A 16,919-nucleotide genomic window follows, 5' to 3' on the forward strand; every position below is an offset into this window, starting at 1 on the left:
GATAACTGGCTATGATGCAGTTAATTGAATCGACGGAGCCTGTGTGTAACGGGGGAAGGGACGTCTCATGTCGAACCAGTTCAACGATCGCTTGAACTCGCTGTTCGAGACTGCCGACTTTCACGTCACCAACGCGATGGTCGTTCGCGGCATGACCGAGTTCGGCTGCCGCATCTCGACGCCGTACCTGTCCCAACTGCGCACCGGCGTCCGAACCAACCCGTCACCCGAAGTGGTTGCCGCCCTCGCCCACTTCTTCAACGTCCATCCGGACTACTTCTACGCCCCGTCCGATCAAACTCCGCCCGCGATCTCGGGCGGCGAGGCGGACCTCTCTCTCCTCGAACAGCTGCACAACGTGCGCCTACGAAACCTCACCTCTCGCGTCGTCGATCTATCGCCGTCTTCGCAGGATCTGCTTGTCGAAATGGCGGAGAATCTACGTTCCTCCGAGAATCTTCCGCGCGTACCACCGGACTCGAATTCCTACATGTCACGCGCGTAGCGCCCTTCGCCGACTCTCCTTGACTGCTCAGGGAGGGTTGGCCTTATGCTGGTCGATGCAGCTGGTTCGCCCGGCGCGGTCATGAGGAGCCCCGAAGACCGTTCCCGGCGTCGAAGCCCCGTCAGCGCAAGCTGTCGGAGTGAGAGGGAACCCGGTGAAAATCCGGGACTGTCCCGCAGCGGTAAGCAGGAACGACCGCCGTTTATGTGCACTGGGCATCCGCCTGGGAAGCGACGGCCAGTAGGTTCGATCCAACTCGATCGAGTGCCCGCGAGTCCGAAGACCTGCCGACTGTGTCGGGCACGCCGTGCCCGACGGTCCACCGCCTCGTGGAATGGGCGTGTAGATCTCCATCGGACCTCGTGTGCGGTGCGGGCAGTACTGTCCGCCGAAACTCGAGGTCTCGTGAGGTGTACCCGTCTGCCGGCAGTGGCCATCAATGCATTGGCAATCTGGAGAAACTCCGTGACAACAACATTCACTTCGACCGTGCTGGGCTCACCGCGCATCGGTCCTCATCGAGAACTCAAGCGGGCAACCGAAAGCTACTGGGCAGGGCGCATCGACGCCGACGCCCTGCAGGCTGTCGCCCGTGACCTCCGTCGGCAGGGCTTGGCCGACCTCCGTGACCTGGGCCTCGACTCCGTCCCGGTCAATACCTTCTCCTTCTACGACCAGATGCTCGACACCGCAGTTCTTCTCGGCGCGCTGCCCGACCGCGTCGCGTCGGTCGCCGATCCGTTGGACCGCTACTTTGCCGCTGCCCGTGGGACGGACACCATCGCGCCGCTCGAAATGACGAAGTGGTTCGACACCAACTACCACTACCTGGTGCCGGAGATCTCGCCGTCCACCACGTTCGCACTCGACCCGTCCAAGGTCTTGTCCGAACTGGCAGAAGCACTTTCCGACGGCATTGCAGCCCGCCCGGTCGTCATCGGACCGGTCACCTTCCTGCTGCTCTCGAAGGCTGTCGGCACAGACGAGCCGCTGCTCTCGCGGCTCGACGAACTACTCCCCCTCTACGCGGATCTACTCGGGCGGCTCGCGAAGGCCGGTGCGAGCTGGGTTCAGCTCGACGAACCGGCCCTCGTGGGCGATCGCACCGATGAGGAAATCGAAGCGGCACGCGCTGCGTACGAACAGCTTTCAGCGCTGTCCGAGCGGCCGTCGATCCTGTTGGCGTCGTACTTCGGTTCGCTGCGTGACGCGTTGCCCGCGCTTGCGTCCACCGGCGTCGAAGGATTTGCCGTCGACCTGGTGGCCGGTCAGGATTCGATCGGCTCCGTACCTGACCTCGCCCGCAAACTAATCGTCGCCGGAGTGGTCGACGGACGAAACATCTGGCGGTCCGATCTGGACTCGGCACTGAGCACTTTGGGTGCCTTGCTCGGCAGCGTCGACACGCTTGCCGTCTCCACGTCGTGCTCCCTGCTGCACGTTCCGTACACACTCGACGCTGAGTCCGATGTCGACAAGGCCCTGCGCTCGTGGCTTGCGTTCGGCACCGAGAAGGTCAAGGAAGTAGTAACTCTTGCAACCGCTCTCGCACAGGGCAGAGAGTCGGTGGAGGACGAGTTCGCTCTGGCACGAGCGGCCGCGTCGACCCGCAAGGACGATCGCAGACTCAATGATGCGAGTGTTCGGGGACGCCTGGACGCGGTGCTGAACTCGGCGACCGGTCGCGCGCCCGCCGCCGAACGTCGCGCTGCCCAGGACGAGCTGCTTTCTCTGCCGCCGCTGCCCACGACGACCATCGGTTCGTACCCGCAAACCTCGAAGATCCGCATCGCTCGCGCAGCACTGCGCAAGGGCGAGATCGACGAAGCCGAGTACGTCAACCGTATGCGCGCCGAAATTGCCGAAGTTGTTGCGCTCCAGGAAAAGCTGGACCTGGACGTGCTTGTTCACGGTGAGCCGGAACGCAACGACATGGTCCAGTACTTCGCGGAGCAGTTGGACGGATTCTTCGCCACCGCCAACGGTTGGGTCCAGTCGTACGGCACCCGCTGCGTGCGTCCGCCGATTCTGTACGGCGACGTCTCGCGCCCGAAGCAGATGACCGTCGACTGGATCACGTACGCACAGTCCCTGACCGACAAGCCGGTCAAGGGCATGCTCACCGGACCAGTCACCATTCTGGCCTGGTCGTTCGTCCGCGACGACCAACCCCTCGCCGACTCGGCAAATCAAGTCGCACTGGCCATTCGAGACGAGACCGTCGACCTGCAGGCCGCCGGAATCGGAATCATCCAGGTCGACGAACCGGCTCTGCGAGAACTACTCCCACTGCGTGCCGAGGATCAGCGCGCCTACCTGGACTGGTCGGTCGGCGCCTTCCGGTTGGCCACCTCGGGCGTCGCGGATTCCACCGCGATCCACACGCACCTGTGCTACTCCGAGTTCGGAGCGGTGATCGGCGCCATCGCCGGCCTCGACGCGGACGTCACGTCCATCGAGGCGGCACGCTCACACATGGAGGTCCTCGACGATCTCAGTTCGGTCGGGTTCGATCTCGGCGTCGGCCCCGGTGTCTACGACATCCACTCGCCGCGGGTGCCGAGCGTCGACGAGATCGCGGAGTCGCTACGCGAAGCACTCAAAGCTGTTCCGGTCGAACGATTGTGGGTCAATCCGGACTGCGGATTGAAGACACGGGGGCCGATCGAGGTCAAAGCGTCGCTTCGTAACCTCGTCGAAGCCGCGAAGGTGGTACGAGCGGAGCTTTAGGGGCGAAGCCCCGGTGCGCCTTTTTGGTAGTGGGCACTACCAAAAAGGGAATATCGTCGATGACGGCTCGCCGCTCATCCTCGCCCGACGCTGTTTGCAGCTTGCCGAGCAACTCGTCCATCCGAGCGTTCTTGTAGCCGAGAATGTTCGACGGCGATTCGCTGAACAGGTTGCCGTACATACGCACGAACGGTGACTCTTCCAGCACGTTGAACGCGAAGTAGGACACGTCGTAGTCATGCTTCGCGTACAGCATGGAAATCAGATCGTTGATGCTGGTTGCGTAGGTGATGTCGACCGTGAAACCCACTGCCTGCAAGAGCGACTGAAACGTCAGTGCGCTGCGCTGCGTCGCCGGATCGTTCATACCGACGTACGTCAGTTTTCCGTCGTAACCGTCGGCCTTCGCCTCGGCGAGATACTTCTTCGCCGCCTCGGGGTCGAAGCCGTTCCCGGCCACCGATCCGTGCCACTGCGACCACGACGCGAACATGTCGGTGCCGGGTTCGCCGAAGCCGCCCTGAACTCGCTCGTTGAACGTAGTCGGGTCCACCGCAGCGACAATCGCCTTACGCACGCGCTCGTCCTTCGCTGCCCGATCGTCGCGCTGATTGATTGCCAGAACGCCGGCCATGCTGGCCGAGTACACAAATCCTGGATCACCGGCTTCGAAAGCCTCGTGTATGAAATCGGGAGACTTCAGATAGGCGACCTGAATTCCGTCGGTGTGCAATCCCTCGAGTTTGCTCTTCTCGTTGACGATTGCCGGAAAGCGCAACTTCTCGAGGTACGGTGCCCCGTCCCAGTACGTCGGACGGGCAGCGAGCACCAATTCGTCCTGGGAGGCGAACTTCTCGACGGTGAACGGACCTGCCCCGATCGGGGTGAACGTGCCGGTAGCCATCGACGAGGGCGCGACGATCATGCCGGGACCGGTGGTGAACATGATCGGGAACTCGTCCCACGGCTGCGCCAATGTGAAGACGACCGTACTCGGATCCGGTGAATTCGTCTCGCGCACAGTGGTCTTCCACACCAGCGCGTGAGTTCCCTTCTTCTGCAGATAGTGATCGATACTCCACAGGACTGCCGCACTGTCCATCGGAGTGCCGTCGCTGAAGGTGACGCCGTCGCGCAATTTCAGTGTCCACACCGTGTTGTCGCCGTTGGCCGACAAAGACTGCGCCAAGTGGGGAACGTATTCGCCCGCCGCCGTATCGAAGCGCATCAGAAGGTCGTAGATGGCCGCCATTTCGCTACCACCGGTAGCGCCGCCGTCCTGACGGTCAGCCGGATCGAGACTGCTGATCCCGTTGTAGGTGGCAAACGACACGGTGCCACCCGAGCGCGGCTCTCCCCCGTTGTTCTGGTCACCGACAACTCCGACCGTCACGTCCGATGCATCCGTGGTCGTACCTTGGCTGCTACCGGCGCACCCCGTCACCACCAGTGTCGCCGACGCCAGGACAACCATCCAGATTCGAGAGCGAGCTCGGTACGAGCGCTTCATTGCGACTCACTTTCACAGTTCACGGACACGTCGATCCTTGGATCGGACATCCCGGCAGTTTTGTAAGTGAATTCTAGGTAAGAACGCTCCCTGCGTCTTCGTTTTCACAAAGCTGCAGCGATGATTCGCATTCACAGCGACAGAAACAAGAACTGAATTCTAGAGTGACACCGTTCAGCGAAGTACCAGTCCGATGACGTCTTCGACGTTCCGCTGGGCCTCTGCGAATCCGATCCGGCCACTGGTCCACAGTGCAAGGGCCGTCAACATCGTGCCGCCCATTGCCACGGCCGCAACCCGCGCCGTCTCGGCCGGAATACCGTCCATCAATTCGAACAGCATTCTCCGATGGGCAGCCGCGCGCTGATCCAACGACTCGATCACGAACTGATCCGAGGACGAATGGAGTTCGATCTCGAGTCGAGCGAAGTGAGGCCTACGCTCGAATGCCTTCATCTCGCGGCGATGAAGTGCCAGAACCCGTTCGTACGCATTGCTCTCTTCGCCGCCTGTTCGCGACTCCTCAGGACGACGAGCCGATTCGAGCCCGCTCCACGCCGTCATCGCCGCAGCAAGAAGTTGCTGTTTGGTCGGAAAGTAGCGATAGAGAGTGCCTAGCGCCACGCCTGAACGCTCCGACACTTCTTTCATCTGGATTCGATCCGACGGCATCGCTGCAAGCATCTCGACCACCGCCGTGGTCAATCGTCGTCTCCGCTCGAGTTGTCCCACCGACATGAGGTCGGTATCCAGGGGAAACTCGTCGCTGCGCACAGTCACGCGCGTCACGATAGTTCAGAACCTCGACCGCAGTGCCAGGTTGCGAAGTTTCATCAGAACCCCGAGATCTAGTACATAGATTAATCACCTGCCGATCGCGCTAGGGTTAGTCCATGAATGACCGGACAACCGATGACCAGTCAACCGTCGGCGAACTCAATTTCTGGTCGTTCATCGAACTGGCCAACAAAAAGCTGGCCACCGAACACGGCTTTCGCGATCAGCTCGCCACCGAGGTTCTCCTGACGCTCAACCGAGCCTCCAACGTCGTCACGTACGATCTCGAGTCGTCGATCCACCGCCCTCGAGGCTGGTCATGGTCCTCCTTCCGACTGTTGTTCGTCACCTGGCTGGCCGGTCCGATCGAGCCGAAGGCTGCCGCCGAGCTCACCGGAATGAGTAGGGCAGCGGTCTCCAATCTGTCCAAGTCGCTGCTTGCAGACGGATTGATCGATCGTCGGCCCACCGAGAACGACGGCCGTTCGGTCCAGCTGTACCTGACCGACAAAGGCCGAGAAGCCATGGTCGAAGCGTTTCGCGAGCAGAACGAACGCGAACACGCCTGGGTCAGCGTCCTGAGCGAGGCCGAACAGCGAATTCTTGTCATGCTCCTGGACAAACTGATCACCAACCGCAGCCAGTTCGACGTACGCGGACGTAACTGACATAGACCCGAACCCCCTTGGAGGGTTGCGCCCATCACATCATTTTAGTTAATGTATTTACTATCTGGTGGAGGTGAGCCAGGCAGAACAGCACAGAAGGAGCCCCGTCATGGCGTTCTATCGACAACTCGGCAACATCCCACCGAAGCGTCACACCCAACACCGTGACGAGTCCGGCAACCTCTACTACGAAGAGCTGATGGGCGAGGAAGGTTTCTCCTCGGATTCTTCGTTGCTCTACCACCGCGAGATCCCGTCGGCCATCGTCGACGCAACAGTCTGGGAACTGCGCGATCAGAGCACAACCCCCAACCATCCCCTCAAACCGCGCCATCTGAAACTCCACACGCTGTTTCCCGAAAGCACCTGGAACGAGACCGACGTGGTAACCGGCCGTCGTCTCATCCTCGGAAATGCCGACGTGCGACTGTCCTACGTCGTTGCGGCGGCGCCATCTCCCCTGTACCGCAATGCAATCGGCGACGAGATGGTCTACATCGAATCTGGCGAGGCGACCGTCGAGACTGTCTTCGGCACACTCGAGGCCTGTGAAGGTGACTACGTCCTGATCCCGATGTCCACAACGCATCGATGGATCCCCAAGGGTGACAAACCACTTCGTGCCTACGCCATCGAAGCGAACAGTCACATCGTCCCGCCCAAGCGCTATCTTTCCCGCTTCGGCCAGCTACTCGAGAACGCACCGTTCTGTGAACGAGACCTGCACGGACCGACCGCGCCCATGATCGCCGAAGGCACCGACATCGAGGTACTGGTCAAGCACCGCACGTCGGCGGGCATCGTCGGCACCCGAATGGTTTATCCCACGCACCCTTTCGATGTCGTCGGCTGGGACGGATGCCTGTACCCGTACACCTTCAACATCTCCGACTACGAGCCGATCACGGGCCGTGTTCACCAGCCGCCGCCCGCGCATCAGGCATTCGAGGGGAACAACTTCGTGATCTGCAACTTCGTGCCCCGCAAGGTCGACTACCACCCCCTGTCGATCCCCGTGCCGTACTACCACTCGAACGTCGACTCGGACGAGATCATGTTCTACTGCGGCGGAGACTACGAGGCACGCAAGGGTTCCGGCATCGGGCAGGGTTCGATATCGATTCATCCCGGCGGCCACGCCCACGGCCCACAACCCGGCGCATACGAGCGAAGCATCGGCGCCGAGTTCTTCGACGAGCTGGCCGTGATGGTCGATACGTTCCGGCCCCTCGAATTGGGTGAGGGAGCCTTGGCCTGTGAAGACGAAGCGTACGCCTGGAGTTGGGCAGGGCGGGGGCCTCAGCAATGACGATCATCTCCGCACTCCTGCGCGGCCTGTGCGACGACGCAGCACTCTTCCCACCCGGCAATGCTCCTCTCGCCGAGGCAGTTCCGGCCCACGCGGCCTACCAGCAGGCGGACTATGACGCACTGGTCGGGCCCTTCGTCTTTCCCGCGCCGCGATTGAGCGAACTGGCCGCGTACGTTTCAGCTGACAACCCGGTGACGCTGAGTCTGACTGTGCCGGCCGGTCCAGCCGATACGGCGGCGGCACTGTCGAACGCGCTCGCTATCCCCGGTGTCAGCGTCGCCGCCGTCGAAGTGGGAATTCCTGACGGGTTGGACGCCGAAGCCGCCTTCGAGGAACTCGCTCCCGTCCATGCCGCTCATCCCGACCTGGACATTTTTGTCGAGGTACCCCGCGGTGATCGACGCGTGGACTTTCTGACGGCGCTCGAAACCGCCGGGTACTCCGCGAAGTTTCGCACCGGAGGAATTGTCGCCGAAGCGTACCCGGACGAGGACGAGCTCGCCGATGCCGTGATATCCGTTGTCCGAGCGGGTATCCCGTTCAAGGCGACCGCGGGACTGCATCACGGCGTGCGCAATACCGATCCGGAGACAGGTTTCGAGCAGCACGGCTTCCTCAACATCATGGTGGCCGTCAACGCTGTGAGGCGGGGCGCCGACCGCTCGGAAGTTGTTGCTGCTCTGGCGCAACGCGATGGCGAATCGATCGCGCAAGCCCTGGCCGAACTGACCGCGGACGAGGCCGGCGAGGTGCGTCGCCGCTTCCTCTCGTTCGGGACCTGTAGCATTTCGGACCCTCTCACCGAACTCGAAGGTCTCGGATTGATCGTCCGCTCCGACAAAACCGAAGGAACACTCGTATGACCGTCACGACCATCGACATTCCCGCCGACTCGTTGTTCGGGATCGACAATCTGCCATACGGCATCTTCTCCCCCGCCGGAGGATCACCGCGTGTTGGTGTTCGGGTCGCCGACTCGGTGGTCGATCTCGCAGCGACACTGGGAGATTCCGTCTTCGCCGAACCGAGTCTGAATGCGTTCATGGCGCTGGGCCGAGATCAGTGGGTATCGGTGCGTAATCGGATCACGGATCTAGTGACCGGCGAAATAGACTCGGAAGCAGTGTTTCCCGTCGACTCAGTCACAATGCACTTGCCGATCGCGGTGGCCGACTACGTGGATTTCTACGCGTCGGAAAATCATGCGACCAACCTCGGACGCCTGTTCCGACCCGACGCTGCCCCCTTGATGCCGAACTGGAAGCACCTTCCGGTCGGATACCACGGGCGCTCGAGCACCATCGTCGTCTCCGGCACCGATATCGTTCGCCCCTGCGGACAGCGCAAGTCACCCGATCAGGAGAACCCGGATTTCGGACCGTCCCGCCGCCTCGACATCGAGGCCGAAATGGGCTTCATCGTCGGAACTCCCTCGAAGATGGGCGATTCCATCACCCCGGACGACTTTGCCGAGCACGTCTTCGGCGCCGTCGTCGTGAACGACTGGTCCGCCCGGGACATCCAGGCGTGGGAATACGTCCCTCTCGGCCCGAATCTCGGGAAGAGCTTCGCGACGTCCATCTCTGCGTGGGTTGTCCCGCTGCTCGCGCTCGAAGAGGCCCGAATCGATACGCCGGTGCAGGACCCCGAACCTCTCTCTTACCTGCGCGGCGAGGAGAAGTGGGGGTTGGACATCGACCTGGCCGTCGAATGGAACGGTCACGTCGTCTCCCGGCCGCCCTACGCCCAGATGTACTGGTCGCCTGCGCAGATGCTTGCGCACACCACCATCAACGGCGCAGCAGCGAGCACCGGCGATCTCTTTGCATCCGGAACCATTTCCGGACCGGACAAGGATCAGCGCGGCGCCTTCATCGAACTGACCTGGGGTGGCAAGGAACCCGTGACTGTGGGCTCCGAGACTCGAACCTTTCTCGAAGACGGCGACACCATCGCCATCTCAGCCACCGCTCCCGGCGTCGGGGGATCACGAATCGGCTTCGGGGATGTTCACGCTCGGATCCTGCCGGCAACGCAAACCGAAAGATAACGATTGACAACTGTTTGATTCACGCTGATCTGATGTCCGGAATTCCTTGCCTCACGATTCTCCGAAGATAAGCTGGACAAACCATCCAGAGCGATCGAGAGTCCTGGCTCCGTGACGTCGCAGCAACCCCCTCTGCTGAGGTGCGGGTGCTTTCTGCCAGGTCCGATGGAGGACTCGTGCCAGGCGATCGACCCCGTACCTCAGTGGGGACAGCAGCTGTCGTCGTGATCGTGGGCGGTGGCCCCCGCGGGACCGGCGTACTCGAGCGAATCCTCGCTCACGAATCGGTGAACGCCGATCCCATACCGATCGACATTCACGTCGTGGACCCGTATCCGGCAGGCGCCGGCCGCATTTGGCGAGGCAGCCAGGCGCCGCTTCTGTGGATGAATTCGACAACCGCGGACGTCACGATGTTCACCGACGAGACCACCGCCGTGACCGGCCCGGTGCTGCCGGGTCCGACCCTCGCGGAATGGGTCGCCGAGCACTCGGCTGAACTTGCCGAATTCCCCGAAATCGCGGCAGAAGTTCCGATGATTACCCCGTCGTCGTTTGCATCGAGGTCACTGCAGAGCCGATACCTGAACTGGGTGTTCCAGACTGCGGTCGACTCTGCACCAGCGCACGTCGACGTTCGGGTTCATCGACGATCCGTGGTCGACATCGTGAACGTCGGCGAGATACAGACGGTTCATCTGGACGACGGAGTTGTCATCGAAGCGACAGCCGTCCTTCTCGCGCAAGGGCACCCCGATGCGTTGGCTGCCTCGCGTGAAACCGCGCTGACCAGCTTCGCGTCCGAGCACGGGTTGACCTACGTAGGTCCGGGATACACCGCCGACCTCGACGCCGATGTCATTCCCGAACGCGAACCGGTTCTGATCGCCGGGCTCGGGCTGGCTTTCATCGACTGGATGGTTCTCCTCGCCGAGAGCCGCGGCGGCGTCTTCGAACGCGGTGAGGACGGCACCCTCACTTACACTCCCTCGGGTCGGGAACCTCTGTTGTACGCCGGATCTCGTCGAGGCGTGCCGTACCACTCCAAGATTTCGTACTCGATCGCCGACGCGCGGCCACCGCTACCCCGGTTCTTCACCGCTGATCTTGTGCCCGGCGACGGGCCGTTGGATTTCCGAAACGACATCTGGCCGCTGGCGTCGAAAGAATTGGCAGGCGCCCACTATCACGAACTGTTCGCGTCGCACCCGGATCGGACGGTCGGCACCTGGGAGGAGTTCGACGCCGAATTCGCCTCGCTGGCTTGGGGATCGTCTCGATTGCAGGAACTGGTCGAGAACGCAGTTCCGAAGCCGGAAGACCGTATCGATCTCGAGCGACTGAACCGCCCACTCGGCGGTGAGCGCTACGACGGACTTGCCGAGGTCCAATCCCGGATCAACGAATACATCTCGGCAGACGTCGCGCGGAGGTCGGACCCGTATTTCAGCGCCGACGCCGCTGTCTTCTCAGCGCTGCTGTCGACGTACATGACTGTCGGAGAATTGCTGCGGCGCGGCAGAATCCCGGCCGAATCCGTCGCCAAGGACGTCGAGGGTTGGCTTCATTCGTTCTTCAGCTTCATCGCCAGTGGTCCGCCACCCGAGCGACTGGAACAGTTGATCGCGCTCAACGAGGCCGGCATCGTCCAGTTCCTCGGGCCGGATTCAGCGTTCTCCACCGAGATCGACCCGGCAACGGGGGCTGGGATCTTTGTCGCTCGCAGTGCGTCGCACACCGACATCGTGGCCGCGAACACCCTCGTCGAAGCACGCTTGCCGGTTGCGTCCATCAGCGCGAGCGGTGACTCGCTCCTGCGGACGCTTCACGGTCGGGGCGAGGCAGTCGAACTTCGTGCGACCGTGGACAGTTCGGCGAAGCTCGCCGTCGACGGTACTTCACGAATTCTCGACCAGGACAACACAGCTCATCCTCGCCGCTTCGCGGCCGGGCCGTGGGTTGCAGGCCACAACTGGTCGGCGGCTTTCCCTCGTCCCCGTACCAATGCGGGGTTTTTCCGGCACAACGACGCCCTGGCGGCGGAGATTTTGGGCGCTGCGCGCCTCTGAGCGGTTAGGGAGTCCAGAGACTCCCTAACCGCTCACGGGGGCTGTGCCCCTCCTAGCTGAACACCAACTCACCCTCGTCAACCGCGACGGTGATACTGCCGCCCTCTTCGAGGAGATCGTCGAGCAGCATGTCGGCGATCTTGTCGTCGACCACACGCTGAATCGAACGACGCAACGGGCGAGCCCCGAACTCGGGTTGATGCCCGTGCTCGGCAATCCAGTCCACTGCGTCGGCGGTGAACTCGATGTCGATGCCCTTGGACTGCAACCGCTTCCGGCTGTCGTCGAGCAACAGATCAGTGATCCGGTGCAGTTGCTCGGTGTCGAGCTTGCGGAAGATCACTATCTCGTCGATGCGGTTGAGGAACTCCGGCCGCATCGATTCGCGCAACCTGGCCATCACGCGGTCGCGCAGTGGCTTCTCCGCCGACTCTGCATCACCTGTGGTGAAGCCCAGTCCACCGGACTTGCTCGAAATGATGTCCGAGCCGAGATTGCTGGTCATGATCACGACGGTGTTCTTGAAGTCCACCGTCCGACCCTGGCCGTCGGTCAGACGCCCGTCATCGAGCACCTGGAGCAAGGTGTTGAACACGTCCGGGTGTGCCTTCTCGATCTCGTCGAGCAGGATCACCGAGTACGGGTTACGACGCACCTGTTCCGTGAGCTGCCCGGCCTCGCCGTAGCCGACATATCCGGGAGGAGCACCGACCAATCGGCTTACCGTATGCCTCTCACCGAACTCGCTCATGTCGAAGCGCAGCATCTTGTTCTCGTCACCGAAGAGTGTGGCAGCCAGAGCTTTTGCGAGCTCCGTCTTGCCGACACCGGTGGGTCCGAGGAACAGGAAGCTACCGACGGGACGATCCGGATCGCTCATACCGGTCCGGCTACGACGCACCGCACGCGCGATTGCGCGAACGGCGTCATCTTGCCCGATGACACGACCGTGCAGTTCCTCTTCCAGACGGCGCAGGCGATCTTTCTCTGCTTGAGTCATCTGACTGGCCGGAATACCCGTGGCACGGGCGACAACCTGGGCGATCTGTTCAGCAGTCACATCCGGAGTTTCCTCGGAAGGAACCGAGGACCCTGCCTTCTCGAGACGCTTTGCGACGCCGTTGATCTCGTCACGCAGGGTCGACGCCTTCTCGTACAATTCGTCGGCGACGGCTTTCTCCTTGTCGCTCTCGAGCTGCTCGAGACGTTGCTGCAGAGCAGCGGTGTCTACCGTGGCAGTCTTCAAACGAAGCCTGGCGCCGGCCTGGTCGATCAAGTCGATTGCCTTGTCCGGCAAGAACCTGTCGCCGATGTAACGTGCCGACAGCTCCACCGCAGCGGTGATCGCCTCGTCGGTGTAGTGGACCTTGTGGTGATCCTCGTACCGACTGCGCAGTCCGCTCAAGATGGCGATCGCGTCCTCGATCGACGGCTCTCCGACCTGTACGGGCTGGAAGCGCCGCTCGAGCGCGGGATCCTTCTCGATGTTCTTGCGGTATTCGTCGAGCGTGGTGGCGCCGACGATGTGCAGTTCACCGCGAGCGAGCTTGGGCTTGAGGATGTTTCCGGCATCCATCGCACCTTCGGCGCCGCCTCCGGCACCGGCGATGGTGTGCATCTCGTCGATGAAGACGATCAGCTCGTCCTTGTGTGCGGTGATCTCGTCGATCACCTTGGTCAGCCGTTCCTCGAAGTCTCCGCGGTAGCGAGTACCCGAGACCATGCTCGAGAGTTCGAGCTGGACTATCCTCTTGCCCATCAACGATTCCGGGACATCCCCGTCGACGATGCGCTGGGCGAGACCTTCGACGATGGCAGTCTTGCCGACGCCGGCCTCACCCACCAGGACGGGGTTGTTCTTGGTGCGGCGGGAGAGGATCTCGATGGTCTGTTCGATCTCGTCGGCGCGGCCGATCACCGGATCGACGCCGCCGTTGCGTGCGTGATCGGTGAGATCGACGCCGTACTTGTCGAGCGTCGGTGTGGTGGACTCCTCTTCGACTGGACCGGCTGCAGGATTCTGAACCGCTGCCTGCAGCTTCTCCGGCGTGATGCCGGCCGAAGCGAGCAGACGACCCGGAACATGATCGGGGTCACCAGCCAATGCGATGAAGAGGTGTTCGGGATCGATGTACGTCGATCCCAGGGCTCGGGCCAGTTGATGAGCCTCGAGTAGAGCGGTTTTCACGGCGCTGCTGAGCGCAGGAGCAGAGTAGGCCCCCTGCTCACGGCCTTGTGGCAGCCGCAGGTCGACGGCGTCGACCACGGATTTCGGGTCGGCTCCGGCGCGCTGCATGAGCGTGCGGACCGGATCCTGCTCCGCCATGACGCGGAGAACGTGCAGTGCATCGAGATCCGAATCACCGCGAGCAGCCGCTACACGTGCAGCGTCAGCCATGAGTTGCTGGGTGGCCCTGCTCATGAGCCGGGAAATATCGATGCGACCGGGACCCTCGGGCCCGAAGAATGCTGGCATTCCGAAGCCTCCTTGCAGAAAGTTGAGCGTTACTGACTCAATTAACGTGCATGGGGCTCGATCAATTCCCGCGGGCTCAGATTTGTTTCAACACCTTCGGGCCACAGATCGTTCTCAACTACCGAAGGATCCGGTAGATCGACCGACCGGGTACGCCTCGACGTGCATGATCACCGATCCCTCGCAGGGACCACTCGCGATGTCGGTACGCCACGAACCTTTCAGACTGCCATCGGGCTGAGGTGTGTAATACGCCTCGGAGTGCGCCGGTGCCCACACCTTGGGCACGCCTTCCCCCTGGTAGCAATCCCACTCCCAGTCATAGGGGTGCACCCAACTGGTTCCGTCCCAGGTGTATCGCGCAGGCTGCGGCAACGTCGGATTGGCGGGAGCCGGACCGCCGACCACTGTGGCGATACAGACTCCGCTCGAGCAATCCGTCTCGAACGTGTATGTATCGGAGAAATCGGGCTCCCACTGGCTGGCGGCCAGACTTGTGCCCGTCTTGGTCGCGGCGAAACGCTTGAGCGAGTAATCACCGGACCAGTTCGCATCCGCAGCCCCCGCGGGCATCGCTCCGGCGACAAACCAAGTAGCAACGAGAGCAACCACCAGCAATGACTTTCGCATGCGTGAAGTGAATCACAAGCTATGTCCGAATTGTCGGATACTGACCACAAGAACACCGACGACGATCAGCACCAGCGAAACCAACGGCAACGCTCCCGCACCCCTGTCCGCCAAGATCAGCCCGCCCACGACGCCGCCCGCTGCGATCGCCGCATTGAAGATCGTCACGAAAACCGATTGCGCAGTGTCCACAGCGTCGCCCGTCGTGTCGGCGAGCGCAGTCTGAAGGAGAGTGGGAGCGCCTCCGGATGCCACGCCCCATACCGCAACGCTGAGTGCGATCACTGCGAAGCTGTCACCGCCGACGCCCAACGCCGTCAAAGCTGCGGCAAAGACCACCAAGCTCAGCACGGTGAGACTTCGAAGGGCCCGGTCGACAAACACCCCGACCACACCGATGCCCACGAAGGCGAAAAGTCCGAACACGAACAAAACGATTCCCAACCGATCGCCGAAACCGATGCGATCCAGAAACGCCGCCAGATACGTGTACACGATGTTTTGCGCGAAGATCCACAAGAACGCGACAAACAGAATCGGTCGTACGCCCGGCAGGACCAGGACTTTCCGCACCGACAGCTGCCGATCCGCTTGTTGCCCGGGAAAGTCCGGCATCACCGTGAGTATCCACACGACCAGAAGTAGCGCAGCAACCGACATCACGGCGAAGACTACGCGCCAATCGGCCAGGGTCCCGAGCCACGCACCCATCGGAACGCCGATTGCCAGCGCGATCGGCTGTCCGACGGAGGCAACCGCAACGGCCCGCCCCTGCAGATGAGGGGGCGCCATCCTGCGTGCGTACCCCGCAAGCAACCCCCACACCACACCTGCTGCCATGCCCGCCAGAAACCGAACACCCAAGGTGAGAACAAGATTCGACGACAGCGCTGTCACCAGATTGAAGACACCGAATCCAACAGTCGCCGACACCAGGACAGCACGCCGTCGCAGTCCTCGGGTCAATGCGATCAGTGGTACCGCCCCGACGACCGAGCCCAACGCGTATGCAGTGACCAATTGCCCGGCGCCGGAGACAGATACGGACAGCCCTGACCCGATCTGCACCAGTAGTCCGGCCGGCATGGTTTCGGTTGTGATTGCTATGAAACCTGCCATTGCGAGTGCCGACAACCCGGCCAGCGGTAGCGTCCGGACGGAATCGGTCTCCGCCAGTGCCGAAGTCGCAGTCCCGTCCGAGTTCGCGCTCACCTCGTCGGTGTTTCGGGACTGCCTTCACCCGACTGGCCGGAACGGACCAGTTCTGCAATCGACGCCCAGTCCATCTCGCCCTGACCGTTCGCCAGAGCCTGAGCGAGCACGCCTCGAAGTACGCCGCCGAACGGCAAATCCAGATCGACGCTGTCGGCGGCGTCGAGCGCAAGCCTCAAATCCTTGAGGCCCAGAGTGGTGGTGAATCCTGCAGGCTCGTACTGACGCGTCGCGACAAGGTTTCCGTAGCTGGAGTAGACCGGCCCCGGGAAGATCGTCGAGGTCAGCAGTTCTACGAGTTGGCTTCCGTCCACACCTGACCTCTCCCCCAATGTGATTGCCTCACCCAAGGATTGAATCGCGGCGAGGATGAGGTAGTTGCCGATGATCTTGACGATGTTGGCCTCCTCCGGACGCTCACCTTGTGGCCACGTACGAGCCCCGATGACGTCGAGGAAGGGTTGCACTCGCTCGAGGAGGGAACTGTCGCCGCCGGCGATGATGTTCAACTGGCCGGCCTGAGCAACAGAAACGCGTCCGAATACCGGCGCCGCGATGTACCCGATGCCGTAGTCGGCGTGCAGTGCGGCGGCGCGCTTGGCAAGGCCGACGCTGACGGTGGCCATGTTGACGTGCACGGTTCCAGTCGGAACGGATGCGAGTACGGCGGGATCCAGAATGGCCGCAGACACGGCCGAATCATCCGCCAACATCGACAGCACAACACCGGACTGGAATGCCTCGGCAACGGTTTTCGCGCCGGTCGCCCCTTCCGCGACCAATTCGGCTACCGCTTCAGGGCTGCGATTCCACACCGTCACGTCGAAGCCTGCACCCATCAGATTTCGAGCGATGGGACGACCCATCGCACCCAAACCGACCACGGAAACAGAAGTCATGGATTTCCCTCTCGAGAGTGTTGAACCACCTAAGACGGTTCAACACTCTCACACAGGTACAGTTGCTGTCGAACCGGTTGA

General features: G+C 62.1%; 13 protein-coding genes and 1 riboswitch. Of the genes, 7 read left to right on the forward strand and 6 right to left on the reverse strand.

Features of this window, described 5'->3' with window-relative positions; genetic code table 11:
• The first annotated feature begins 67 nt into the window (after positions 1-67).
• Positions 68-505 carry a helix-turn-helix domain-containing protein gene (locus tag AC1DVN_RS00640; protein ID WP_019745008.1) on the forward strand — a complete coding sequence of 146 codons (438 nt, stop codon included), beginning with the start codon at positions 68-70 and terminating at the stop codon, positions 503-505.
• A 97-nt stretch (positions 506-602) separates the two neighbouring features.
• Positions 603-811, forward strand: a riboswitch (cobalamin riboswitch).
• 159 nt (positions 812-970) lie between these two features.
• Positions 971-3,235, forward strand: coding sequence for a 5-methyltetrahydropteroyltriglutamate--homocysteine S-methyltransferase (gene metE / locus AC1DVN_RS00645; RefSeq protein ID WP_477993125.1), 2,265 nt, complete (start codon positions 971-973; stop codon positions 3,233-3,235).
• On the opposite strand, the gene AC1DVN_RS00650 is transcribed toward metE, so the two are convergent.
• Positions 3,177-4,745 carry an ABC transporter substrate-binding protein gene (locus AC1DVN_RS00650; protein ID WP_477993127.1) on the reverse strand — a complete coding sequence of 523 codons (1,569 nt, stop codon included), beginning with the start codon at positions 4,743-4,745 and terminating at the stop codon, positions 3,177-3,179. The two genes, metE and AC1DVN_RS00650, sit on opposite strands and share 59 nt — an antisense overlap.
• Positions 4,746-4,919: 174 nt before the next feature.
• Positions 4,920-5,534 (reverse strand): TetR/AcrR family transcriptional regulator, encoded by a 615-nt coding sequence (locus AC1DVN_RS00655; protein WP_041815189.1) that lies wholly within the window; start codon positions 5,532-5,534, stop codon positions 4,920-4,922.
• Positions 5,535-5,638: 104 nt separating this feature from the next.
• Here AC1DVN_RS00655 and AC1DVN_RS00660 point away from each other — a divergent pair, with 104 nt between their 5' ends.
• From AC1DVN_RS00660 to AC1DVN_RS00680, 5 genes are all read left to right on the forward strand, one after another.
• The gene (locus tag AC1DVN_RS00660; protein WP_019745012.1) at positions 5,639-6,190 is read left to right on the forward strand and encodes a MarR family winged helix-turn-helix transcriptional regulator; all 552 of its coding nucleotides are present in this window, start codon (positions 5,639-5,641) and stop codon (positions 6,188-6,190) included.
• Between the two features lie 109 nt (positions 6,191-6,299).
• The gene (locus AC1DVN_RS00665; RefSeq protein WP_019745013.1) at positions 6,300-7,499 is read left to right on the forward strand and encodes a homogentisate 1,2-dioxygenase; all 1,200 of its coding nucleotides are present in this window, start codon (positions 6,300-6,302) and stop codon (positions 7,497-7,499) included.
• Positions 7,496-8,365, forward strand: coding sequence for a hypothetical protein (locus AC1DVN_RS00670; RefSeq protein ID WP_060938126.1), 870 nt, complete (start codon positions 7,496-7,498; stop codon positions 8,363-8,365). Before AC1DVN_RS00665 ends, AC1DVN_RS00670 begins: the two co-directional genes overlap by 4 nt.
• On the forward strand, positions 8,362-9,552 hold the full coding sequence (fahA, locus tag AC1DVN_RS00675) for a fumarylacetoacetase (RefSeq protein ID WP_477993130.1): 1,191 nt from the start codon (positions 8,362-8,364) through the stop codon (positions 9,550-9,552). Before AC1DVN_RS00670 ends, fahA begins: the two co-directional genes overlap by 4 nt.
• A gap of 176 nt (positions 9,553-9,728) precedes the next feature.
• Positions 9,729-11,621 (forward strand): FAD/NAD(P)-binding protein, encoded by a 1,893-nt coding sequence (locus tag AC1DVN_RS00680; RefSeq protein ID WP_477993132.1) that lies wholly within the window; start codon positions 9,729-9,731, stop codon positions 11,619-11,621.
• 52 nt (positions 11,622-11,673) lie between these two features.
• On the opposite strand, the gene AC1DVN_RS00685 is transcribed toward AC1DVN_RS00680, so the two are convergent.
• The 4 genes from AC1DVN_RS00685 to AC1DVN_RS00700 all read right to left on the reverse strand — a co-directional run bounded on the left by AC1DVN_RS00685 (position 11,674) and on the right by AC1DVN_RS00700 (position 16,838).
• Positions 11,674-14,097 carry an ATP-dependent Clp protease ATP-binding subunit gene (locus AC1DVN_RS00685; protein WP_477993134.1) on the reverse strand — a complete coding sequence of 808 codons (2,424 nt, stop codon included), beginning with the start codon at positions 14,095-14,097 and terminating at the stop codon, positions 11,674-11,676.
• Between the two features lie 114 nt (positions 14,098-14,211).
• Entirely contained in the window at positions 14,212-14,727 is a 516-nt protein-coding gene (locus AC1DVN_RS00690; RefSeq protein ID WP_019745018.1) for an Rv2253 family sensor-like surface protein, read from the reverse strand.
• Between the two features lie 12 nt (positions 14,728-14,739).
• Positions 14,740-15,939, reverse strand: a complete 1,200-nt coding sequence (locus tag AC1DVN_RS00695) for an MFS transporter (protein ID WP_477993136.1) — start codon at positions 15,937-15,939, stop codon at positions 14,740-14,742.
• Positions 15,936-16,838: an NAD(P)-dependent oxidoreductase gene (locus tag AC1DVN_RS00700; RefSeq protein WP_477993138.1), complete on the reverse strand. Its 903-nt coding sequence runs from the start codon at positions 16,836-16,838 to the stop codon at positions 15,936-15,938. The genes AC1DVN_RS00695 and AC1DVN_RS00700 overlap by 4 nt, the downstream gene beginning before the upstream one ends.
• Positions 16,839-16,919: the final 81 nt, after the last annotated feature.

It is taken from the genome of Rhodococcus sp. P4_E4 (assembly GCF_056401575.1).